Annotated in this window: 19 protein-coding genes; 12 read left to right on the top strand and 7 right to left on the bottom strand. The window is 56.4% G+C overall.

Annotation, left to right across the window (positions count from 1 at the left end; genetic code table 11):
* Positions 1-2 precede the first annotated feature (2 nt).
* The 11 genes from flgA to OSO_RS0113450 all read left to right on the top strand — a co-directional run bounded on the left by flgA (position 3) and on the right by OSO_RS0113450 (position 10,144).
* A complete protein-coding gene (gene flgA / locus OSO_RS47915; RefSeq protein ID WP_010583813.1) occupies positions 3-1,145 on the top strand; it encodes a flagellar basal body P-ring formation chaperone FlgA in 1,143 nt (380 codons plus the stop codon).
* A 77-nt stretch (positions 1,146-1,222) separates the two neighbouring features.
* Positions 1,223-1,849 (top strand): flagellar basal body L-ring protein FlgH, encoded by a 627-nt coding sequence (locus OSO_RS43390; protein ID WP_010583812.1) that lies wholly within the window; start codon positions 1,223-1,225, stop codon positions 1,847-1,849.
* Between the two features lie 138 nt (positions 1,850-1,987).
* Positions 1,988-3,163, top strand: coding sequence for a flagellar basal body P-ring protein FlgI (locus tag OSO_RS0113495; protein WP_010583811.1), 1,176 nt, complete (start codon positions 1,988-1,990; stop codon positions 3,161-3,163).
* 23 nt (positions 3,164-3,186) lie between these two features.
* On the top strand, positions 3,187-3,573 hold the full coding sequence (locus OSO_RS0113490; protein ID WP_010583810.1) for a rod-binding protein: 387 nt from the start codon (positions 3,187-3,189) through the stop codon (positions 3,571-3,573).
* 124 nt (positions 3,574-3,697) lie between these two features.
* Complete coding sequence (gene flgN / locus OSO_RS0113480) at positions 3,698-4,243, top strand: flagellar export chaperone FlgN (RefSeq protein ID WP_010583809.1); 546 nt, start codon at positions 3,698-3,700, stop codon at positions 4,241-4,243.
* A 3-nt stretch (positions 4,244-4,246) separates the two neighbouring features.
* Positions 4,247-6,226, top strand: a complete 1,980-nt coding sequence (flgK, locus tag OSO_RS0113475; protein WP_010583808.1) for a flagellar hook-associated protein FlgK — start codon at positions 4,247-4,249, stop codon at positions 6,224-6,226.
* A gap of 275 nt (positions 6,227-6,501) precedes the next feature.
* Positions 6,502-7,956, top strand: coding sequence for a flagellar hook-associated protein FlgL (flgL, locus tag OSO_RS0113470; protein ID WP_010583807.1), 1,455 nt, complete (start codon positions 6,502-6,504; stop codon positions 7,954-7,956).
* A gap of 251 nt (positions 7,957-8,207) precedes the next feature.
* The gene (gene flgB / locus OSO_RS0113465; RefSeq protein ID WP_010583806.1) at positions 8,208-8,567 is read left to right on the top strand and encodes a flagellar basal body rod protein FlgB; all 360 of its coding nucleotides are present in this window, start codon (positions 8,208-8,210) and stop codon (positions 8,565-8,567) included.
* A 32-nt stretch (positions 8,568-8,599) separates the two neighbouring features.
* The gene (flgC, locus tag OSO_RS0113460) at positions 8,600-9,046 is read left to right on the top strand and encodes a flagellar basal body rod protein FlgC (protein ID WP_010583805.1); all 447 of its coding nucleotides are present in this window, start codon (positions 8,600-8,602) and stop codon (positions 9,044-9,046) included.
* Between the two features lie 2 nt (positions 9,047-9,048).
* Positions 9,049-9,348 carry a flagellar hook-basal body complex protein FliE gene (fliE, locus tag OSO_RS0113455; RefSeq protein ID WP_010583804.1) on the top strand — a complete coding sequence of 100 codons (300 nt, stop codon included), beginning with the start codon at positions 9,049-9,051 and terminating at the stop codon, positions 9,346-9,348.
* A gap of 37 nt (positions 9,349-9,385) precedes the next feature.
* Positions 9,386-10,144 carry a hypothetical protein gene (locus OSO_RS0113450; protein ID WP_010583803.1) on the top strand — a complete coding sequence of 253 codons (759 nt, stop codon included), beginning with the start codon at positions 9,386-9,388 and terminating at the stop codon, positions 10,142-10,144.
* Positions 10,145-10,187: 43 nt separating this feature from the next.
* Here the strand turns inward: OSO_RS0113450 and OSO_RS0113445 are convergent, their stop codons facing one another.
* The 4 genes from OSO_RS0113445 to OSO_RS0113425 all read right to left on the bottom strand — a co-directional run bounded on the left by OSO_RS0113445 (position 10,188) and on the right by OSO_RS0113425 (position 14,904).
* Positions 10,188-10,607 (bottom strand): flagellar protein FliS, encoded by a 420-nt coding sequence (locus tag OSO_RS0113445; RefSeq protein WP_010583802.1) that lies wholly within the window; start codon positions 10,605-10,607, stop codon positions 10,188-10,190.
* A 90-nt stretch (positions 10,608-10,697) separates the two neighbouring features.
* Positions 10,698-13,064: a flagellar filament capping protein FliD gene (fliD, locus tag OSO_RS0113435; protein WP_010583801.1), complete on the bottom strand. Its 2,367-nt coding sequence runs from the start codon at positions 13,062-13,064 to the stop codon at positions 10,698-10,700.
* A gap of 106 nt (positions 13,065-13,170) precedes the next feature.
* Complete coding sequence (locus OSO_RS0113430) at positions 13,171-14,001, bottom strand: flagellin N-terminal helical domain-containing protein (protein ID WP_010583800.1); 831 nt, start codon at positions 13,999-14,001, stop codon at positions 13,171-13,173.
* 603 nt (positions 14,002-14,604) lie between these two features.
* Positions 14,605-14,904, bottom strand: a complete 300-nt coding sequence (locus tag OSO_RS0113425) for a flagellar biosynthesis anti-sigma factor FlgM (RefSeq protein ID WP_010583799.1) — start codon at positions 14,902-14,904, stop codon at positions 14,605-14,607.
* Positions 14,905-15,020: 116 nt separating this feature from the next.
* Here OSO_RS0113425 and OSO_RS0113420 point away from each other — a divergent pair, with 116 nt between their 5' ends.
* Entirely contained in the window at positions 15,021-17,195 is a 2,175-nt protein-coding gene (locus tag OSO_RS0113420) for a tetratricopeptide repeat protein (RefSeq protein ID WP_010583798.1), read from the top strand.
* 303 nt (positions 17,196-17,498) lie between these two features.
* Here the strand turns inward: OSO_RS0113420 and OSO_RS0113415 are convergent, their stop codons facing one another.
* The 3 genes from OSO_RS0113415 to OSO_RS0113395 all read right to left on the bottom strand — a co-directional run bounded on the left by OSO_RS0113415 (position 17,499) and on the right by OSO_RS0113395 (position 24,327).
* The gene (locus OSO_RS0113415) at positions 17,499-22,244 is read right to left on the bottom strand and encodes a BamB-related PQQ repeat family beta-propellar protein (RefSeq protein ID WP_010583797.1); all 4,746 of its coding nucleotides are present in this window, start codon (positions 22,242-22,244) and stop codon (positions 17,499-17,501) included.
* A gap of 301 nt (positions 22,245-22,545) precedes the next feature.
* Positions 22,546-23,100 carry a hypothetical protein gene (locus tag OSO_RS0113405; RefSeq protein ID WP_157605177.1) on the bottom strand — a complete coding sequence of 185 codons (555 nt, stop codon included), beginning with the start codon at positions 23,098-23,100 and terminating at the stop codon, positions 22,546-22,548.
* Positions 23,101-23,283: 183 nt separating this feature from the next.
* Complete coding sequence (locus tag OSO_RS0113395; protein ID WP_010583795.1) at positions 23,284-24,327, bottom strand: DUF1559 domain-containing protein; 1,044 nt, start codon at positions 24,325-24,327, stop codon at positions 23,284-23,286.
* Between the last annotated feature and the right edge of the window lie 20 nt (positions 24,328-24,347).

The following is a 24,347-nucleotide window of genomic DNA, read 5'->3' as shown; positions in this document are numbered from 1 at the left end:
ACATGGGGATCTTACGAATCATCGCCGCCAGCACGCTGTCCGCGGTTGTTCTTGTCGGTTTGACACCGATGGGTTCCGTCGCGAAAGAGCCTGCGCCGAAAAGCAGCCGCCCCGTACGCCGCGAGCTGGTCCAATTGATGCTTCGTTCGAATGTTCACGTTCAAGGTCGAGTCGTACGACTGGGGGATATTGCGACCATCAGTGGCGGGGAACTCCAACTTCGCGAACACCTCAAACGCCTGGATCTCGAAGACACGCTGCTCGAAGGCGAAAGCGTGACAATTACGCCCTCGCAAATTGAGTTTCGGTTGCGGGTTGCCGGCGTCGCTTTGGACAACGTTTCGATCCGCGGAAGTGCGGTTCGCGTCACGTCCAACGGATTCGCCGCGACGAACGAAGTCCACGTGGTCAGCGACACCTCGTCCGAGCCCGGCGTTGTCAAACCGGAATCATTCGAAGCCGAAAAGTCTTCGACCACCGAAGAAGGGCCTCTCGAACACGCGCTGCTCGAGGCCGCGAAACGCTGCATCCTGCGAAAGTTACCCTGGTCGGCCGAGGATGTCGAAATCCGGCTGTCGCAACCCCTGCCGCCGGAAATTCGTCAGGTTCGCTCCGCATTGGGATACGAGTGCCAGGCCGAACTGCGAAATCCAGGAGCGGCCATCGGGCGCGTCCATCTGCGGCTTGTTGCGCAAGGTGTGGAAAAGCAAACGATCGACGTCGTCACAATATTTGACGTACGTCATTACGACACCGTTGTCCTGACGACGCGACCACTGGAACGCGGTCACAAGCTGACGGTTGCAGATCTCTATACGGATCGGCAGGACGTGACAGACCTCACGGATTACTCATCGCGGACGGCCGAACTTGTTGGGATGACAACGAAGCGGGCGATGCGGCCGCTGACTCCCCTGCGGCAGATCGACATCGAATCGACAGTGCAGGCCAATGGCGCGATTCTTGTCAAACGCCGTGATTCGGTGCGGATCGTGGGGCGTCTGGGAGCGGTGAGCGTGATTGCGACGGGTGAAGCGCTTCAGGAAGGACGTCTGGGTGAGCTGATCCGCCTGCGAAATACGGATTCCAATACGAATGTTCAAGGTCGCGTGACCGGACCGGGCGAAGTCGAAATCCTCTTCTAGCGACGGGGGGCACCCTTCGCACAACGTACGGTGCTGACGCCACGATGCCGCAAGTCTCAAGAAACAAGGTCGGTGAAATGACTCGACGAAATTGGTTGCTGGTCTGCCTTACCGCGATTGAAGTTTCAATCTGCCAGCTGAGTTTTGCGGATTCAATTTGGGAACGGCGTGCCCCTCACGCTGCCTATTTGTTTATGGACAATCGCGCCCGCCGCGTCGGCGACCTGTTGACGGTAATGGTCAACGAATCCACGGATGCGTCAAACACTGAACAGCGCAAGATGGCGAAGGATACGGCAGCATCGGGCAAGTTCAACTTTGCCGGCAAGACATCGGGGGCATCGGCCGGACAAGCTGCAGCGGCTGCGCTGAGTATTGATCAGAGCGCTGATCGGTCGTTCCAGGGAAGTGCCCAGTACCAAAGCAATCGCCAACTGCTGGACGGTTTGATGGTGACTGTCGTCGATGTCCTTCCCAACGGGAATCTGGTTGTCGAAGGCTCGCGACGGCGACGTGTATCCAACGAAACACGCTGGCTGCGAGTCACCGGTGTCGTTCGTCCGAACGACATCATGATCCCCAACATGATCAATTCTCAATCCATCGCAGACATCAACATTGTGTACGAAGGCGGTGGAACAGAATCCCGCTTCACGAACCAGGGCTGGGTTGGTCGTCTGACGAACAAACTTTGGCCGTATTAATGGGGCGGTGCACGAGGTGCCGACTGGTTCGCGAGCATCGTCCGCAGGCAGGTTGGTCTGCTCGCAACGAGTTCATCGAAGTGTCAATTTTTGTGTGAAGCTCGACGAGACACTTCGTGCAATGGGGGAAGAGGCATCATGACAAAAATGATCCAATACCTGATGCTGACGGCGGTCGTCCTGGTGACCTGTGCGGTTCCCGGTTTGGCCGACGTCCGCATCAAGGACATCACCGATGTCGATGGGGCACGGTCGAACCACTTGGTTGGACATGGTCTGGTCGTGGGCCTGAACGGCACGGGCGCTCGCTCGTTGTCGACGCAGCAGCTCGTGATTGACATGCTTCGAAAAATGGAGCTGACAACTCAACTTGCGCGACAGACGTTGCAGGACAACGTTTACAAATCATCGAATATCGCTCACGTCATGGTGACGGCAGAGTTGCCTCCGTTTGCGCGGAAAGGTAGTCAGCTTGATGTGACCGTGTCGGTGCTTGACGACTCGATGAGCCTCGAAGGCGGAACCTTGATTCTGACGCCACTCCGAGCGGTTGATGGTGAAGTTTATGCGGTCGCACAGGGGCAACTGTCGATTGGTGGGTTTCGTGTGCGTCAGAATACTCCTGGCGGGCAACTGAACCATCCTACAGTGGCACGTGGTCAGAAGGCGGGGATCGTCGAACGAGAAGAACTGGGGCAGATCGATCGGGGTGGAGTCGTCCGGCTGAACCTGCGTGCGCCGGATCATGCGACCGCTCGCTCAATCATGCTGGCGATCAACAAGCAATACCCCGCCACAGCCAAGACGATCGACGGTGGAACCGTTCAGGTTCGCGTTCCGATGCAGTGGCGAATGGACGTCTCTGATTTCGTCGGGGAACTAGGGCAGTTGACGGTGATGCCCGATACGCCAGCACGGATCGTGTTCAACGAGCGAACGGGAACGGTCATTGTCGGGGGCCAGGTCAAGATCTCGGCGGTGGCTATCGCCCATGGAAATCTGGTGATCAAGCCCAACACGACGCTGGTTCCGACGACACCCCCAGCGCCAAAACCAGACGAGCCACCTGCTGCACCGCCCGAGGAATCTGGTGATCCCGTGGAAGACGTCCTGAAGTCCTTGCGGCCACGTCCATTGCCGACTCCCGAGCCGGTCACCGGGCCGCTCATCCTGCACAACGTTGAACAGACCTACACGGTCGCGGATTTGGCGAGGGTGCTGAATGCACTGGGAGTGTCGCCTCGTGATCTGATTGCCATTTTCCAGACACTCAAAGAATCTGGGGCGCTGCACGCCGACTTGATTACGCAGTAATCCAACACAAAAGGAACCGATTCATGTCGTCCATCCAAACCGCGCTCTTGTCGAGACCATTGCCACTTTCGGAAACAAATGGAAGTTCGCCCATTAAGCTGCCAACGATGCCACAGGCGTCGGGCAAGCTTCATGGAATGCCGCAAGTTCAGAACGCCGACAAGGTCGCAAAAGACTTTGAGAGCGTTTTTACGTCGATGATGATGAAGGAAATGCGCAAGTCAATTGAATCGGGATCGTTCTTCGATAACGACAAAAGCGATGTGTACGGCGGGATGTTCGACCAGTTCCTGGGACAACATATGTCAGACAACGGAGGCATCGGAATGGCCAAGATGATTCGTGAAGCGTTGAATCGAATCACACCTGGCGATCTGCCGTCGACCGTGACGCTGAACACCGAAGCGTGATCAGACGAGAAACGTTCGCGGCGTTGCCCATCAATGCGTCAATTTCATAAGCGATTTCAACCGCGAGAGAACACACAGGATTCCGATCGAGATCGGATGTGACCGCCAATCGAAGGTGAGAAGCATGTCTCAACAAACCCACGATCAGAAACAGACCCCATCAGCCCAGATTATGGGCACCGTCGCCGATCACCTGCTTTCCCATTTGGGGGACGAACAGGCTGCGTTGGCTGCGATGTTGACGGCAGTCCGCGGTGTCCACCAGGCGTTGCGTGATCTCGATGACGAAGCGCTGCAGAAGTCGCTGGCGGACGAGGCGAACGGATTGGCGTCCAGCCTTGCTGTTCAGCAACAGCGTCAGTTGCTTCAGCAAGAATTGGCGACGGTTTTGCATGTGGACCCACGAGATGTGACCTTGAACCGACTTGCCTCGGCGACGTCGGGCACGCTCCATGACTCGATTGAAGCGATCTGGCGTTCGCTGAAAGAGATGGCGAGTGAGGTTGAGCGACTGAATCGTCAGAACGCCGCGATGATTGCGCAGTCGCTGGCGATTGCACGCGGGGTCGTCGAACGGCTGACCGGTGTTGCAGGCGTCGGTGAATCCTACGGCGCGACAGGAAATCGTGCAGAGTCCCACGTCGGACCGATTATTCAGTGGGGGGCATAACTCATGCTTGGTTTCTCAATTGGCGTTTCCGCACTCCAGGCGGCGCAACAGGGATTGGCCGTCGCGGGCAATAACATCGCGAATGCCAGCACCCCCGGTTACCACCGTCAGATTGCGAACTTCTCGACCACGAGTCCCACTCAGGTCGGCAATCTGTCGCTCGGCAACGGAGTTGCCATCACCGATATCAATCGCGCGGTCAGTGATCAACTGGACGCGGCATTGACGTCACAACTGACTCAGAATGGCTTGACCGACGCCAGTCTGTCGGCCAGCACTCAGATTCAGCAGGTCCTTTCCAGCAATCTCGATTCGCCTGCCACCAAGCTGGAAAGCATGCTCAACACGCTGCAGTCCTTGTCGTCGACCCCAACAAACGGCGCAGCACAGCAGGCCGCGGTCGCGAGCGCGGCAAACCTGGCGAACGCGTTCAATTCGGCCGCGTCGGATCTGACGCAGATCCGACAGGGGTTGGATCAATCGATTAGTGGAGTCGTCGACCAGATCAACGCGATCTCGAAACAAATCGCAACTCTCAATTCTCAGATCGGTACGATCTCGAGCCAGGGCATCAGTGCGAACAATCTGATTGATCAACGGGGACAGCTTGTCAACGACCTGGCCGGTTTTGTGGGCATCCAGGTGACGAACGGCAACAATGGATCGTTGACGATTTCCGCAAGCGGCGGGGCGCTGCTCGTCGCGGGGGGAACGGCGCAAACGCTGGTTGCCGGTTCAAACAAGAAGGGCGATGCGACGATTCAGATGAAAGGATCGGAGACGACGTTCGATATTTCAGGCGGACAACTGGGAGGAATGCTCAGCCAGCGCAATCAGACGCTCGCCGGGTATCAGAGCCGACTCGACACCATGGCGCAACAGATTGCGGCTTCCTTCAACAGCATCCAATCAACGGGGCTGGGTGGATCAGGGGGCTTCACGTCGCTGACCAGTCAGAACGGAGTCAAGGACGCGACAGCGCTGCTGAACGCCGCAGGATTGACGAATGCGCCGACGAATGGATCGCTATTCATTGGTGTGACCGACAAGGCGACAGGGGCGCGCACGATCACAGAAGTGCCGTTCAATCCCCAGACACAATCCCTGCAAGACGTTGCGAACTCGATCTCGTCGACCGTTCCGAACTTGCAGGCCTACGTCAACAATCAAACCGGCACGATGACGATCACGTCAAATTCCGGATATACGTTCGACTTCACAGGCGGTTATCAGGCCACGCCGACGACGAACCTGACGACAACAACCAGTACGCCATCGATCGGCGGCAGCTATACCGGATCGACGAACGACAACTACAACTTCACATTCATGGGAGACGGAACCGTCGGTGTCACGCCGGGTTTGCAGGCGCAAGTCACCAATCAAAAGGGTGATGTGATTGCAACCGTCGATGTGGGGCAGGGTTATCAGGCAGGGCAACCCATTTCGATCGCCAATGGCTTGACGATGTCGTTGGGGGCGGGAGACGTCACGACAGGCGACTCGTTCTCGACACCGGTCGTCGCACAACCCGACTCGGCCGGCCTGCTGACGTCGTTGGGCTTAAATACGATGTTTACGGGTTCCACTGCGGCGACGTTGAAAGTCAGTTCGGATCTGACGAGCGACCCCAGTCGCTTGGCCACGTCGCGCACCGGGCAGCCGTCGGATGTGTCCAATCTGACGCGATTTACGGCTCTTGGCGATGCGTCAGTGCTCAACGGTGGAACGCAGACGTTTTCTCAGTATGCCGGTTCGATGGTCACGGATATCGGAACGTCCGTGAAAGCATTGACCAGCCAGCAGTCGACGAACGCGACATTGACGACCAGCATTACAACTCAGCAACAAAGCGTTTCGGGTGTCGATACGAATGAAGAACTGGCGAAAGTATTGCAGTATCAACAGTTGTTCGCGGTCGCCAGCAAGTACATCAGTGCGGTGAATGACGCCCTGACTTCGCTGCTGCAAATCTCGACATAGAGAATCCGGTAGGCCGTTCACGGGTGGGGACTGACGCATTTTCTGCGTGGAAAACGCGAGACGCAGCTTAGCAGCCTGTTGAAGCAACGGGGACTGGCTCCGGCCAGATTGAAAGTCGCCATGACATCGTCAACGCCAAGGTGCCTGTCGCCCTTACCGCAACAGGCTGTTAGGGCAGTCCCAACCAGGTAACCCATTGCCTATGAAAATGCGATGTTTTCACCCTGGCCCGTGATCGGTTACAGAATCCGCACTCCACATTCTGGTGATTTATTATGCGAGTGACTTCGAACGCACAAAGCCAACTGGCGATTCTGAATATTCAGAACACGTTTGCGAAGATGTCGAAACTGCAAAATCAGATTTCGACCGGCAACGACGTGAATTCGGTTTCCGATAACCCTCTCAATGCGCTCCAGATCATTCAGAACAATGCCGCTGGTGCGCAGTTGACGACGAACCTGTCCTCGATTCAAAGCGCGTCCAATGTCCTGCAATCCAGCAGTGATGCATTGACGCAGATTCAGAACATCCTGGCGACAATCAAGAACAGTGCTTTGACGGCGAACAATCCGAATCAGACCGTCAGCAACACGGCGCTCGCCGCCCAGGTGAATTCGGCCATCAATCAGATCGTCGGCGTGGCCAATACGCAGTTGTCGGATGGAACGTATCTCTTTAGTGGCACGGCCAGTAAGACGCCGCCGTATGCGACGACGGCGTCAAGTACCAGCGGCCAGGTCTCGGCGATTACCTATCAAGGGAGCCAGCAGACAGGGCAGATGATCGTCGGGAAATCGCTGAGCGTGAATACGTTGCTCGTGGGAAGCAGTATATTTCAGCCAGTGATCGGTGGAGCGACGGTCTATTCGGGATCAACAGGTGCGCAGGCCGGCGCAGGAACTGATACACCAACCGGACATGGTGCGTTGCTGGTTCAACACACTCTGACGTCCTTTTCAGGCAGCTCGGGAATAGCGGCAGGCACGTCATCCGATGCGAGCGATACGATTCTGGGGCCGCTCGGGGCCAACAAACTGGTCATCAATGATACAAGTGGCACCGGGGCCAGCGGCACCGTTTCACTGAACGGGGGAACTCCTGTCGCATTCACGAATTCCGACGGGAATCTGAAAGTGACGGGCCCGGCGGGCGAAGTGGTTTATCTCGACACCACCGCCATTTCTGCAGGATTCAAAGGCAGCGTGGATCTGACCGCAGACGGGACGATGTCCGTTGATGGCGGGACTTCGACGACGCCGATTGATTTCAGCACGAACCAGGCCGTCACAGATTTCTCCAATGGCGCCACAACTTACGTCAATTCGTCGAATATTCGACAAGCGGGCACGGCGCAGGTGACGTATCCCGGCAAAACGGATCTGTTCCAGACCCTGATGAACCTCCGTGATACGATCGCAAACACCCAGGGGCAGAGTTCCAGTGATCGATCTGCGGCGCTGAATCAGCAAATTGCCGAATTGGACCGATTCTCAAACTCGATTGCGGTGCCGCTCAGCAATCAGGCGACGCAGTCGCAGTTTTTGACGAATCTTCAGACGCGGACCACCACGCTGCAGTTGAACCTCAAGAAGGCCACCAGTGACCTGCAGTCGACGGACATGGCGGCATCGATCGTCGCTCTACAGCAGGAACAAGTGCTTTATCAGGCCGGCATGCAGATGACCGCCACCATCAGTCAGCTCTCGCTCGTCAACTTTATTAAGTGACCGTGAGCGCGACGGCGCGCGTTTCATGTCGCGGCGACGATCGACATGCGGCATTCCCGTGTTGATGTCCGTCATTGGGGCGATCCAGCTGCTCTGATGCACTTCTCTGAAGACCGGCAGATCTTACGACCGGCAGAAACTACCGTAACCTTCCTCTGATCTTCAGGGGAAGGTTGTTTCTTTGATGCTGCTCCCCCGTCTACGTCAGCTTCGCTTCAACTCGCACGTTCGGCACAACCGATATAATCGGTATGGCTGTTACACCTTCACAATTCGATCTCCTGGCCAAAATGGTCGACGTGACACAGATGCGCCACAAAGTGCTGGCACAGAATGTCGCGAACGTCAATACGCCGGGCTACCGCAAGCTCGATGTCTCGTTTGACGAGACCCTCGCGGCGCGGCTGGACCATGATCACGACAAGCGATTGACGACGCTGCAACCGCAGGTGTATGTGGACAATTCGTCGCCCGAACGACTCGACGGCAACAACGTCGACATCGATCGCGAGATGATGCGTCTAAGTAAGAACACGCTACTGAATAATGCCTTGCTGCAGATCATCACGACCAAGACCGCGATCATGCGTCGATCGATGAATGGAACCTGACCGGAATTGAGTTGTGAAAGGGGGGAGGCAAAATGGGTTTTAACACGACATTCAACGCGTTCAATATCAGCTCGTCGGGGCTATCCGCCGAGCGATTGCGAATGGAAGTTGTGGCGAACAATATTGCGAACTCATCCGTCACGCGCACACCCGAAGGCGGGCCGTACCGACGTAAGGATGTCGTGTTCGAAACTGCTCTCAACCGTCAAGGACCTTTTCAAAACAGTTCTGGATATTCATCGGGACTGGCTGGAGTCAATGTCGTCGGGACGATCGATGATCAGTCGGAATTTCCCCGGATCTCGAATCCTGGGCATCCCGATGCGGACAAAGATGGCTTTGTCATGATGCCCAATGTCAGTTTGCCCATTGAAATGGTGAACATGATCTCGGCCACGCGAGCCTACGAAGCCAACCTGAAAGCGGCTCAGTCGTTTACCGACATGGCTCAACAGGCAATCGGAATCCTGAAAGGATAATCATGAATGTCTTACCTGCCGGTGGTGCCGCCAGTCTGCCGCTGGGACTTACCAGCGTTGGTGCCAGTTCGAACAATGCCACGGGCACGTTCGGAAAGGTGATTCAGCGATTCGTCGACGATACGAACACTCAGCAGTTGAATGCGGATATTCAGGTCGAACGCCTGGCGACCGGTCAAAGCGACAGCATTCACGAAACGATGTTGGCGCTCACCAAGGCCGATCTCAGCATGCGCGTCTTCATGGAAGTTCGCAATAAGGTCATCGACGCCTATCAAGAAGTGATGAGGATGCAGTTGTAATCGTGATGATTTTGGAACTCACGGTTGGAATGGATACATGAAGACTCTTGTGGCAGCTCTCTTTACGGCTTTGGTTGTCTTCGCGCTCGCAACGGCGTGGATGGAAGTCGTACAGCCACGCATGGAACTCATGGCCCGCGCGACGGCGGCGAAATCGGACCAGACGGAAACGAAATCCTCCAAGCGCCGAAGCTCGCGGAAATCTGCCGCACGTGCCCGATCTGACGAGGGCGATTCCGATGACGAATCGTTCGATGACGAAGGCCGCGGCAACGTTTCGTCGAAGTCGTCGCGTGGGCGGTCGTCACGTGAGTCCGACGAGAAAGCCGAACAGCGGCTGCTAACACAACTGGAGAAGGTCAAGCAGCAAGAGGCGAAACTGGTTGAGCGACAGTCGGCCCTGGAATTGATCTATCGCGACATTTACCGCGAGCTCGCGGAAGTGGAAGAGATCCGTCGACGGTCCGCCAGTGAACTGGCACTCGCGGAACAAAAGATCTCGGCGGTGGCGACGAACTCGGTCCCTGACACTGCGTCGATCGCCGTTCGAACCAACGAATCAAACCGGACCGCCGCAACGCCAAAACCTCGCGTCGCAGCCGAGACTCGCATTGCAGGCGTGATCCATGATCTTGCCAAGCAAGGTAAAGTCTCTGCCGCAGCATCGCTGTTGAGCGGGATGAAGGATCGTGATGTGGCGAAAGTTCTGATGTCACTTTCGGCACGAGATCCGGGACTGGCGCTCCAGCTTTCGGATCAGGTCCAAGCCGCGAAACAATCGACGATTCGACGCTAGTGGCGCAGCCGCCTGTCTCGACAGGTCCGTACCGCACCATTCCTCAGGCGACGATGTTTCGCAGCAGCTGTGGTTCTTCTGTGACGGGTGCTAGTTTGCCGCCACGTTCCATTTCGTTGGCGGTGGCGCGAATGTCTTGCAGACCGCTCTGAATGATCCGCAGGACTTTCAACGCTCCGGGAAGATCGAGCTTTTCACCGACGCCGATACAACCCAGCACGAAGAGATACAGCTTCTGCATATTGGCCGGAATTTCTCCGTAACGCAGGTCGATCCCCTCGTAAAGGGCCAGGACAAGTCGCTGCGCGGTGAAAAGCAGCGGCTGCGCACGCTGCATTTCACCCTGTTCAATCAGTTCTTGTGCGACTTGCAGGCGAGCAATCGTGCCATCATAGGCAGCAAGCAGCATTTCGATCCGGGTCCAATTGACTTCGGGCTGCTTGTACGAGTCGAGTCGTTGCATCAAAACCTGGTCCCCTTATTGAAGAAGCGGTCCACGCTTACGAAGACGTTGAAAGTCGTAAATCGAACAAATGAATTGGATCGTCTGTGATCAGGACGTTTTCAGATTCGAGTAGTTTGTCGAAATCGCGGCGGACGCCGTGGCAGTGCCACTACTGTTGAACGAACTTGACAGCAAGTTGCTCAGGCTCTGCAAGTTCGCCATCGTTGTCTCAAGAGCTGAGAACTGCTGTAACAACGCCGTCTGTTGCGCGCTCATTGCTGCCGTTTGCGTGTTCACGTCATTCTGGGCCGTCTGGATGCTTTTCGTGATCTGGTTTGCAATTGTCGTCAATTGACCGCTGACGGGATCAAGATAACTTTGCAGCGCAGTACTTAGTGCAGAGGCCACACCTCGCGTTACCGTCAGCGTCGAATCTGTTCCACCGGGATTGATCTGAGAGGGTGACAACGTCGACACGACGACCAGTCCCGACGTGTTCTTATTGGTGGAATCACCCGTCAGGATCTGGCCCAGCCCTGTGGCGGACTCGGTCACCCCGTTGACGACAAACGATCCCGCCACATCCTGCCCTGTCGACGTTTCGCTGCCCGAGTAACCGAGTGCGGTCAGCGCCGAGCCGGAAAGCGTATTGACCTTTGAGGCCGTACCATATCGGTCAGAAGTGATCACCAGATTATTGTTCGTCACTGAGACGGAAACCGAACCTCCGCTCGAAGTGAGATTGGTGTTGAGCTTCGATTGAACTTCAGCCGCCAGAGCCGTGGCATTATACGTCCCGGATGCCAACGTCACTTGAGTCGCCTGGCCATTGATGCTGAGCGAAAGTGTGTTGTTCGAGCTGTCAATTGTGGTGCTGGCCGCCAATGGACTGGCCGCCGTGACGCTTGCCCGCGTCGCGGCCTGAGTGATATGGACTGTATAGGGAGTCGATCCGGATGGCAGCGTCGTGGATGTTCCCGTGGCAAACTGGATGCCTGACGAACTCGACTGCCCCTGCAGGCCGAAAAGATTTTTGACATCGCTGAACGAAATGCCCGGTACGCCACCGCTTAGCGCGCTCTGCAATTGGGCCGAGTCCACCTGGAGCAGGCCATTCGAGTCTGGAGAAATCCCCAGCGCACCAAGGCGATTGGCGGTTGCAGGCAGGCCGGCCGTCACGCCAAGAACCGTTTGTGCCAGTTGATTCTTGATGTCGGTTAAGCCCCGATAGCCATTCAGGGGGCCCGTTGTACCGATGGCCGTTCCGACCCCAGGGGTGTACTTGGTTTGATCATTCAGGTACGAGACAAAGTCGTTGTAGTCGGAAACAAAATTGTTGATCTGTGTCGTTGCCGATGCGACATCGTTGCTGACATTGATCTGGACGGTTTGGTTGGGATCGGCGGATTGCAGCGACAGAGTCACGCCAGGAATGAGATTGCCAACGGTGTTCGTCGAATTCTGCACGATGACGGCGCCGGTTCCCGATCCCAACTGAATCTGCGAATTCGTCGCAGCCTGAATCGTTGGCGAGAACACGTTGACCGAGAACTGATCACCATTCTGCACGGTACCGGAACCCAGCGTGATCTGCACACCGTCGACGACGTTGATGGGATTGTTCACATCCGAGGCGTTGATCGTCAGCGTGCCCGTTTGCGTTCCCGTGCTATTTGTGTAGTTGACCTGAATTCCGTTCGTGGTTCCGACAGTTCCACCGGAAGCCACGGTGAATGTGAATGTGTCATTGGCCGCGCCGGTATAGTTACTGGGGCCGGCATTCGACGTGACGGCGGATGTGCCCGTATAGCTTGATCCTTTCACCGCCTGACCAATTTCCGACGTGCTGAAGTTCGGCAGAATCGCTCCATTCGAACTCGCCGCCAGGTTATTGGTAATCTTGATCGCGTTGTCGGTACCCGTGGCATTCGAGGAAAGCATCAGGCGGTAGGGCTGCGACGCCGAACCGGTATTGATCACCGTAGCCTTAACCCCGATGCCCGCATCGTTGATCGACTGCGCGAGGCCGCTCAGCGTGTTGTTCGTTGAATCGACGGTAATGGTCGATGACTGCGAACCCGACTGGATCTGAAACGTGCCTTGAGAAATCGCACTATTGGCATTGTCGAATCCCTGCGAGGCGATCTGACTGGCCTGGGCCAAGGCCAACACACGAAAACTTGTCACACCCGATTGAGCACCTGAACCCGCTGCGGCCGTGACGAGGCTGGAATTGCTGGAACTCACGGTTTTGCTGTCAAAAACGCTTCCTTGCGACTGTCCCAGCTGACTTGCGAGGGTCTGCAATGTCTGCAGTTTCGTCTGGACGTTTTGAAGAGCCGTCTGCTGGCTGGTCGTGGTCGAGATGGTCGACTGCAGCGCCGTAATTCGTGCTTGACTGAATCGCTGAATGTTGGAAATCAGCGCCGTTGAATCCAGGCCTGAAGCAAGTCCCGTGAAGGTTACGTTGCCCATGTGCGCAGTTCCTGTCAAATAACGAAATAGTGCACCCAATCAAGTAACAAAGGGAGCACTGCATTCGCAGGCTCCCTTTGCAGTTACACGACGGTTACTCGCGAGATTACTGACCTCGGAGCAACGAGATGATCGACTGGTTGCTTTGGTTGGCAAATCCGAGAACCGTGGAAGCGGCCTGCTGACGGATGTTTTCGCTGGTGTAGGTCGCGATTTCCGTCTGGTAGTTGGTATCGGTCAGAATCGACTGAGCTTGTTGAAGATTCGTGAGCTGTGACTGGTTGTTGTTCTGGGTCGCGGTCAACGTACCGGTAATGAAGGAACCAATGTTTCCGCGGGCCGTGGCGACTGTGCTGATTGCGGCGTCAATCGCCGTCAAAGCGGCGGTGGCACCAGCAGCCGTCGTCAGGTCGATACCGTTCACACCGAGTGTCGTCGAATCGGCGGCGGCGATCGTCAGCGATGACGTCTGGCCCGAGAATGCACCCGTCTGAAACTGTTGAGCCGAGAACGTACCGTCGAGCAGGGCGACTGTACCGAACTTGGTGGTCGTGCTGATGTTATCGATCGAGGATAACAAAGCAGTCGCACTGGCCTGGTTTGCGGCGAGTGACGCGGTGCTTTGGGTCGCGGTGTTAGCTGAGTTCGCAGCCAGCGTTCGGACCTGAACGAGCAGGTTGTTGATGTTGGCCAGCGACGAGTCGGCAGTCTGGGCCAACGCGGTACCGGTCTGAATGTTCTGAATCGAAGTTTGCAAACCGGAGATTTGTGAGGCTTGCAGCGACGAGGTCACAAGGCCAGCAGGATCATCGCCGGCGCTGTTGATTTTCAAACCGGTCGACAAGCGTTGCAGCGATGTCGTCAAGCGGCTCTGGCTCGCTTGCAGGTTGTTTTGAGCGGTGAGGGAGGCGTAGTTCGTGTTGACGGAGAGGGCCATTCGCTGATTCCTTGTTGTGAGGGTCTCGTGAGAAAGCTGTTCTAATTTCCCGGGAGAAGAGGCTCGATTGGCGGCGTCTGAATCGTCCCCCGTCCGTGAAAGATGTATCGAGTCGCGACGAATCGGCTTGCCCAAAAACTAAAAAAAAGCTGTCGAATCAATTGATTTAGGGTGAAGCCCAGAACGACTCACGTCACAGCCCCGCCTTAGCAACAGGACTTTCGTGGTGCGAATGGGAATTTTCGTGGGCCACGGACTAAGAGCCAGTTGAAAGTACAGGGGCTGGCTCCGCACAGATTCAAAAATGCTGTGACACTTCTAAGAGCACCATGACATCAAGAACGCCAAGCTGCCTTTCCCCGTGATTTCAACTGCGGGCGATCATCAGGGCCGTCTTGGACCCGGAGATGATTTTGGGATCAAGACGCAGCCCGACCGATGACGGTCATGGTGCCGCACCCGAGTCTCTGTTCGTGAGGTGGCTCAAGCCTTGAGAGGTCCGCCACTGGTCGGGCGGGGGGCCGACAAAAGTAAAATGCCGAGATTTGCAGGTTCTCACCAATGACTTGAACGTCTGGCGGAATTGCAATCAGAGAAATCGGACTATTGACCGATGAAACTAGCAAGATCCGCAAGGATGGCAGCAGCAGTTCGTTCGGCGGCATCGCGGGTCAAATGCTCACCCCGACGCAGTCGCTCGCGAACTTCTTCGACAACATCCATTCGGACTTCGGGCAATTCTTCTAAACCACTGGCAAACGGGGACGCTTCGGCAGAAACGACGGATTCGGATGACCGTTCAGTTGATGACGCCGACGATGACGAGGCAGGGCGAGACGTCGCGCGTCCCGGTTTACGTCCCGAAGCAGGGGGGACGTTCGAATTTCCGGGCTCGATTCTCACGGTAACTTCCTCGCACAATCTTAAGATTCGCAGATCCCACGTGTCTTAATCGTTTGCTCTTACGGAAACGTGCGGCATATTTGCTGGTTCGACTTCTTTGGTCAAGGTCAGTTCCGATGACAACTGCGAACCAGCATCCCGTCGCGTCGACGCCAACCGGACAAGCGTCTGCCTCCGTTGCGGACGCATCAAAAACAGGCAAGGAAATGACTGCGGAAGTGGCGCCAGCTAAGCGAAATGTGACGTTTCCATTGATCTTGACGATTCTGGCGATCTTTCCGATCGCGGTCGGTGTGGGCGTGGCCCGTGTCAAAGCATCTGCTGCGGCGACGGCTCGCGCACACGCTGCCGAACATCACGAAGATCCGACAACCAAAGTCGATCCCCATTTGCAGCGGGCTGATCGACGGATTGGTGACCGCGAATTCCTGGCGCGCCGTTACGAAGTCGCACTTCGCTATTTCCAGAAATTGGGAAGTGATGATCCTGTTCGCCAGCTACCGGAATTGCAGTACCGAATCGCGCTCTGTCAGGAAGGGCTGGGGCTTTGGGACGACGCCTTGTCCAACTTGCAGATCGTCAGTGGGAATACCTCAGATCCCACGCTGAAGGCTGCGGCCATTTATGGGCAAGCGCGCCTGTTCATTCGCAAAAACGATCCGAAAAGCGCCGAGGGGTTGTTGCGTTCGCTCGAGTTTCAAACTAACGGACAAGGTCGGCTGCCCCGAACAATGCAACACGAAATCGATTACCTGCTGCCAATCACCCTCGCACACCGCTCGGTTGAGGGCGGTGTGCCCGGATTTGAGGATGCCGTTCCTCCTTTGGGCGAACTGCTGGTCTGGTCGCTTGAGGCGGCCATCGAGTGGGCTGACGGACAGACGGGATCAGACGATCCGTCACTCGACGCTAGCAGACCTGCCAATGCACTCCGATGCCAGGTCAAAAAGACGCCCATGAGAGTCGGCGACGTTCCTTTGATCATCGCCGGAATGGTTGAAGTGGACTGCCGAAATCAGTCCATCAAGTCGATTCTGGAAGGCTTGGCCGCCGAATGTGGATGGAAGGTTGACTGGTCTGACGTGGCACATGATCCGCTGCTGGCGCGTCCGGTCAGCATGGAATCCGAGAATCGCCCAATCAGCTTGACGCTGACGATTCTCGCTTCCGAATTGCGGGCGACCTGGACACTGGAAGGCGATCAGTTGACGGTGTCTCGCACAGACCCCGATGGTGTTCGTGCTCGTCGAATGATGGACCTGACCATGACCAGTCTGCAGGCCTGGATTCCCATTCATCGTCTGTGTGAAGCGGCAACCTTTCTGCGCGCACTGATCGCACACTGCGAAGGGGTGCAGCCCAAGGCGACGCAATACTATTTGTCTCTTGTCGGACGCGAATCCACCCCGGTGGCCATTCGTTCGGCTTACAATCTCGCTTCGATCTATGTTCGCGACGGCGAGTACGAGCGAGCTGGATTTCAGTTGCATTATGTCGTCGATGGCGCACCAGGGCACAGCCTGCACACCGCATCGCTGTTGCAATTGGGACGATTGCTTATGGATATGGGTGAGGCACAAGATGCCTCATTTCAGTTTCGCCGCGCGACGGAAACGGTTAATCACCCCCACGAACAAGCCCGCGGCGCCGTCCTGCTCGGAATGGCTTACCTCAAGCAAGAAAAGTACCAGCAAGCCGCGGAGGCGATGTTGACGTTCAAGCCCTTGTTCGACGAACCTGACGTACGAATGGCTGCTGCATTCGTCACAAGCTACGCCCGCTGGTTTTCGATCTCTGAAGACTTGCGCGAACGCGAAGCGGTCTTTCTTTACCGTTCGTTGATTGCACTGCAGCCCCGCTCGGAATGGTTAGGGCAGACCGGCCAACTGCTGATCGGGCGGGCTTTTATGCAACTCGGATTCGATGATCAGACATCGACTGTCTATCTGCAGACGCTGAAAGGTCGAGTGACTGACGCGATTCGGTCTGAGATGACATACTTACTTGCGGATCTGGACGGCGAGAACGGACGAGCCGAGTCGGCGAAAGAGCGATGGAAGACGTTGATCGATGGGACGTCTGTTGAGTGGAGCAATCGGGCACGTCTGCGTCTGGCTGAAATCGCTCTCAACGAGGCGAATCCCGAAGAGTGTCTGGAACAGTGCCAGGCCATCGTGAATCACGATGGGATTTCCGTTCGCGATCTGCATCGAGCCATGGGGCGTGCCTACGAAGCGCTGGGCAACGATGCAATGGCGGCTCGATGTTATGCCGGCCAGTCACCGAAGTAGCGGTATTTAACGCTGCCATGGGGCGAACGATCGCGGTGCCGGATCAAAGCCGACGGGGCCACTGGGGGTGAAATAGGAGCCGTTTACCGGCTGGGGACTGGCTCATCGTCCCGCGAAAAAGGGTAGGATTGCTCGGTCGATGCACTCAAGGTTCCAATGACTTGGGACAACGCGTCTGTCCCCCGCACCACGGATTGTGAACGCTACGGCGAACCGAAATCCGCGGACAAATTGCGTGACGTGACGTCCGGCCTTGTGTGGCATGTCTTCAGGCTCTGTGGGGCCTTTGACAGAGATCCTGCGTCACTCGTTCTTTTGAGGATCGCCCGCATCCATCGTGGGCAACAGTCTGATCCTGGCGTTGTACGACCGCAACTCAATCGACGGATCGTCGACGTGGATGGCGAGCGCATGAAATCCACTGTGGCCTGAAGGGAACTTTGAATCGATCAGAAGTTCGCCCGACTGCTTGTGGATCGCCGTCACATTCAAGTAGCCAACGTCCAATCGTTGTCGAGGCTTCCATTTCCGCGACAGGAACAGAAATACGGGCATGGATGCGAAACGATCGACGACCAGATTGTGATGTGCGACGCTTCGCTGCCACAAGAATCGGTTGTCGTGACGGCTCCATGCCGACACCGTGCCATGCACGCGGATTGATTCGATGCTCTCTTCAGAGGAATCGATAATGCTTTCGGCGGAATTGGCAATCAGATAGATGCGATCGTTGTCCGCCAGCAGATATTTGTCCGTTGCTGGTCCTCGCTTCGCTGATTTCTCGATGTCGTCTGGAACTCCTTCCAATGCAGTCACGGTGCCGGTCGCCACTTCAATCCGTTGGACTCGACCGTCTGGCCGTGCAACAACGACTTCTTCGTCATCAAGCGGACTGATGCGACTTCCCCCAGGCAGGTCGTCAATTTGCCAGATGGTTTTGTCTTTGACGGGATCATGAAGCTGAAGCGAAATCTGTGGGCCGCCTGAAAGCCGGATTCCTAAGGCACTGAGGGCCGAGGGCTTTCCGGCTTTGATCAACAGCAATGACGAACCGTGCGTCAGCAATGTCTGGCTGAGCAGTTTTTGCAAATTGGGAACCAGCAGCGGCTTGCCATCCAGGGCGCGATAGGCCAGCACATCGTTCTTTCCCGGAATCATCGTAAACAAGACTTCGCTTGTTCCGACGACCTGCGAATTCATGGGTAGTCCATCCAGTTTCCAGACCTCGCGTCCTGTTTGGGGATCGAGCACGGAAAGCGATCGACGGCCCTGAATACACAGATAGTGCGGCTGAACAACCGCCAAAGGGCCGGTGGAGTAGGCCCGCTGCAACAGCATCATCTGTGACATTTCGTCGCGACCGGGCGCGATCATCGGTGTGATCGATGGGCGGCCGTCGTTCCGGAATGGCGAACTTCCATCGACGTGACCGTCCAGAGTCTTGGTCCACAAGACCTGTTTGTCGAGTGGGGACACGGCGTGCAGCACACCACGACTCACGAAGAACATCTGGTGGCCGATCAGTCGCGTCGTCAGATTTCCATCATCGGCGGCTCGGACGGCACTGCGAAGGGGAATCATCCAGTCCAATCGTCCCGTTGCCAGCGACTCTAAAGCCAGCCGCTGGTCGCTTTGAAACGATTCAAGGGATAAACGCTGGAAATAGGGCAACCGGGAATCCAGCGCCACATCGTGCGAAGGCTGGCTATACATCATGACCGACTGTTCCAGCTTCAAACGATTCGACGTCCAGGCAACGCCGGTTGGTCTCGGTTCAAAATCTGCCGAATGATCCGCACGTGCGCGAGCCGCTAGTTCGGCCCCCGTCAGTCCGTCGCGGACTACCACGTTTTCAAATTTCGATTCCAGACGCCGAAAATAAAAGGCCGCATCGGCGGCTTGATGGCACTGCATCATCAACCTTGCCAGCCGATCGGTGGCCTGCGCTGCAATGTTCGCATCCGGATGTTCAATCAGTTGCTGCAGGACAATGCGGGCCTGCCCTGATTTGTTCGCCAGAATCAGTGACTCGACAGACGCCTCGATCGCTCGAACCGCGGCAGGGTGAAACGCGAACAGTTTTCCGATGCGGTCGCAGGTGTCGCCGCCGGCTTGTATGGCAGTTTCCACTTCCGTGGTCACGAGTTGATCCAGTGTTGCCCGGTCGGCCTTTGACGCCATCGTCCAGATTTCGGAAAGTCGGCCGCTAAGCCACGCCCGTCGGCGCACGGAAACGCTTCGATCGTCGCCCCGAGTCATGGAATCGTCATCGCCGTCTTTAGCGAGACGAACGAACATTTCGAAGGCCGGAATCGGCTGCTGATCCTTCAGGAGCTTTTTTGCAGTCAGCTCATGGAACAAAAGCTGATCGTCCGCCGACGAGGCCAGATGCCCAAGCTCATCCAATTCTGACGTTCGGCTCGACACGTTTTCTTGAATGAGTGTCGAGAGGCATTCGATTAATGCCGCTTGATACCGTTCCTGTTCAGGCGGTGAGAGTCGTTCCTTCGGAATTTTGCGCAGCAGTGGTAACGCATCGGCATAGTGACGATTGAGCAACTGAATTTCGCTCGATCGCAACAGCGCCCAGGGATCGTCCTGATCGCGAGTCAGCCGCTGATTGATTTCAGCCAGAACGGCATCCCGTTGAGCGAACGCGGACAGGCCGTGCGGGCTAAGCGACAACAGCTTTCCGTGGTGCATGACCAGATTGCCGAGCGCCGACTGCTGAGACCCGACGAACGACTGCGTCGCGACTTTTCCCGAGTTCAAGTCGATCGATTGCAACGCCCCGCTGCTAAGCGGCAAGTAGTATCGGTCATCGACTGCGATACCACGTCCCGAAGGTCGAATTCCCTCATCAATTTGCAAGACCCAGACTGTCCGTCCATCGTCGATGTGATATGCGGTCACGTTCGATTCGCCGACTACAAGCACCAATTCCTGGAAGACACCGGCCAGATAGACGCCACGCTCTTTGGGTTTGCTCCAGATCAATCGTCCGTCCGTGACATTCAGGCAAAAGATCTGGGGTTCGTCCTGCGGCGTGAACAGGATGTGATTGCCGCTAATGATCGGTGCCGAGGGGCTCCACGTTCCGCTCAGGTCGCGTTGTGGCAACAATGCCGTTCCTGACTCGCGGTCCACGGGACTGCCGTTCGTTCGCGGTGCATAGCGATACGCCCACATGACCGATTGTCGCAGACGATCGATGGCCACCAGCCACCCCACGGTCGTCGGACAGACGATCACACCATTGCCAACGGCCACTTGCGATGCGATCCAGCGTCGCGTGAGATCCTGATCGATCTTTGTGTCGGAATAACCAATTAATTGCGACCAGAGGGGAGTTCCCGTGGCGCGATCGAGCGCCCAGAGTCGGACTTCGTCGGCCTTGCCAACGACCGCGAACATCTCGTTGCCATCGATGGCAGGCGTTCCATAGAAATAGGATCCGGCCAGTGGCAGATCAAACGACTCGTGCGATTCGCTGCCTCCAAGGCTCCATAGCGCCTTTCCCGTACGCAAGTCGTACGAGACGAGCCGGTTCGTTTTCCAGGGAACTCCGAATGGGTCTTGCGGTTCGTTGTTTCCGTCCCAGCCCCACTGTTGACCCGGATGCCGGGCCGACAGAATTCCGTGGTCTTCGATGACGAACAACTGGTGTCCATCACTACTGAGCAGGCCATAAGTGCCATCGCGAAAAAGGAGACTCGTCAGGGGGCTGAATTCGGCGGACGCTCCCTGGTATTCATTCGAATTCTGAAACGGATTTGCCTGCCCGCGCCAGACTTCCTGAGGATCAATCTGCTGTGAAGGAAACCCACCCAGAATTCGTTCGGCGGACACACCCTCAACACCTTCCCACAAGGTGTGTCCCGTATTAATGTCGATGCAACGGATTCCTCGCAAGTCGCGGTACAGCACCTTTCCGTCGACGGCCAACGGCTGTCCGGCCAGGATCAAAGCTCGCTGCTGATCCTGCAAATCATGAAGCAACCATTTCAGCAGTCCGCGTACAGCATGGCTGGATGTCAGTGGCAAGGTCCAGTTGGGTGACAACAGGGCATCACCACCGACGGCCTTACCGAGTCGCGAAGCGGTCCCGTAAATGTGGGTCCAATCTTCGATCGAGCCCGGGGATCGTGGCGGTTCAGAATCCAGCCGGCTGATCCAATCGGACGCTTTGATGTTGCCCGAACCAAGAGAGACCATGGTGGATGTGCCCTGTGACATCCGTTCGAGCAAGGCCATGGCCCCGTTTCGGTCGCCCGCGCGGGCCAGAGCGGATGCGGCGTTCAGCAGCCAGGGGTCTTGACGCGTCATGGCTGTCGGCGATGCCGCCAGTTGAGTAAACCAGATTGCCGCTAGTTCGTATTCCGATCGGTCAAAGTGCTGACAGGCCAGGTACTGCGCGGCTTCGTAACCTGCTTGAGTATGAAAGAAGCGGGTCGCGACACTGACGAAGTCTGCCGTTCGGCCGCTTCGCCGGGCGGCCATCAATTGCTGATTGGCCAATCCTCCGAATTGCGCGCGATATTCTGCCAGAGTCGCTTCGGGCAGGCTTCGAAATCGATCATTGACGGTTTGGCGGACAGACTGCCACTTTCCTTCGCTCGAGCGATGCAGCGAATCTTCGGGCAGGTCCAGCAATCGCTGATACGCATCGACCGCCGACTTCCAGTTCTTCTGCTGAATCGCCTGATCCGCGACCGTCAACAGTTGTTCCACTTTGACATCGCGCGGCGCACGGTTATCGATTGGGTCGCGCATGCCGCGCGGGTTTCTGGATTCTTGTTCGTTCGGCTGTCTTGTGGGCCGTAATCGACCACCTGGATTGCGACCACCAAATAGATCACGAATGATCTTTTGCAGGGCTTTGGGATCGGCATTTTCAGGCGGAACGGGCGCCGTTTCTTCGGGTTCGGCCGCCAGACAGAAAGATCGGATCGTGAAATCGGGCGAAAATGCGGCCAGCAGGATCAGCAGCCACCACCCGTTCCGCGAGCGAGACTCAATTCGAGACGGACGAGTTCGCGGATGACTCATGCGTGATTTCCTCGTAGGACGGCCCCTGCTCGCGAACGCAGACCTTCCCATCCAAGGAGACGGTCAACGCGTCCAGAGGCTCATCGAAGTATACCTCTCAAAGAAGAGAAGTATAGGTGATCGGCGATTCCCGGATGTTGCGAAACAATCCAGGCGGGGTCGGCGATCAATGGAAACCGGCTGTCATCGAACGGCCTTCGATTTTCGCAAGGGCAACAATGGTGGGTGGCCGGGGCAGAATTCCATCAGGAAATGCGATCGCCAAGGAAGATGACGCATGTCCTCGAAGGGGCCACAAGAGCTATCGCTTGGCGGCCTTCCCGTCGATTGGTCCGACTTTTTTACTTCCTTTGTTGTCGCTCATCCCAGTGCGTCCGGCGATCTTCAGTTCATACGTGAGATCGGTGATCGGCGCGTCTTTGACTTCGATTGTGAATTCCGACTTTACAGGATCACCGTAGAGACCCTTCAACTGGTCAGGACCACTCCAGCGATTTCCCAAATCGTTATGCTTCAGCCACTGCATCGTGACTTTATACGTTCCTTTCGGCGCCCCGTCGTGTCCAAGGTATGTCCCGATGTCAAAATGGCCATCTTCCAGGCACTGTGCTTTCGAGCTTGTCGTTCCAGCGCTCCCCGCTGCGTCTGCGGGATTGAGATAGACGAACAGATCTTTCACGGGCTTGCCGTCAACCAGCACTTTTCCAGAAACGCGCGTTGTCTGCTGTGCATTGGGGATCAGTTTTTTCAACCTGTCCGCATCCGACATTCTTCCGCAGCCCGCACACAGGGCGCTGATGAGCAAGAGTCGCGAAGTGATGGACGCCCACCGAATGCTGTACCGCGGTTCTCGCATAACGGCTCACTTTAAATTGTCGGTTGAAATCACGGGGACTGGCTTCATTCCGATTCAAAAACGCCATGATATGGTGAAGGCCAAGCGACCTGACGCCCCGTCGCTCAATCGATCGCGAGCGATCTTCTGGTATCGCCATCAATGACAACTACAGCCAGTCGAAGACAAATTGGTGTGGCCCGCTCAGAATGCCCCGACGATTCCGCCGTCTTGAAAGGCACCCAGTCGGAACAGAGTCACCGAATTGATGTTCTCCGAGACGAATCGAACCGAACCGTCCGCCATCAGCATCGTGACACCTCCAGTATGGAAGCTGTACATGCCCCGTCCGCTCTCATTGGTGCAGTTCACGACGCAGGGGCCCTCGGTACCTGTTCCGTCGAGCAAACTTCCGGCTAGCCAGTTTTCGAAATTCGAAAGGTCGGCCCAGCCGCCGCCTTGGGTTCCATTGATCGTGACGAGCTTGTTCTTACGAAACAGGTCATTGCGGCCAGCAAGTTCGAACAGGATCAACGTGTTGGACGTGCCGTCCGTTATGTCGCCGACTCGAACGGTAGGATTGCCATCCGACAGGATGCCTGTGCGGGGAACACTGCCGGTTGTTGGCTGGACGTAAGTGTTCCAGTAGGCACCCAGCGCGCCGCCGAACGGACTGTAGTCCATCGCGCCGGTAACCCAGGTCAATGGGGGACCTAATGCGGTTGTCGTGATCGTAATCGGATTCTCCGTTCGAGCCGTTGAAGGGCAGACGAAGGCGGGGATCACGGACTTGATCGCGGCCTGATTGTTCGCGGTGTAGTTCGGTAATCCCGCAAAGCTGAGATTGACTGGGGACGAGTAGGGGGCCGAAAAGTTGATCGCGTTATAGACATTAGTCTGATCCAGGTAGGGAAGAATGAACTCGGTGTAACCATGGATGTTCAGATCGTCATACGGGGCGACGATTCCGCTGCCCATGCTGCTTAGAATGGGACCGATCAGCAACACATAGGCGGGTGGAAACTGGCGGACCGTATTTTCATAGTTGTGAAACGCCAGGCCGATCTGCTTGAGATTGTTACGACACTGAGTTCGACGTGCGGCTTCGCGGGCTTGTTGCACGGCTGGCAACAATAACGCAATCAGCACCGCAATGATGGCGATGACGACGAGAAGTTCAATCAGAGTAAATGCCAGTCGCGTTTTGGGGCGTCGAACAATGGCGTTGAGGCGAGTTGCGGTTGCCATGAAATTCAGTCTCCTCACGC

This window comes from Schlesneria paludicola DSM 18645, from assembly GCF_000255655.1.
GTDB lineage: Bacteria > Planctomycetota > Planctomycetia > Planctomycetales > Planctomycetaceae > Schlesneria > Schlesneria paludicola.
The sequence above is the reverse complement of the archived record's forward strand: the minus strand, read 5'-3'. Positions and strand labels throughout refer to the sequence as shown.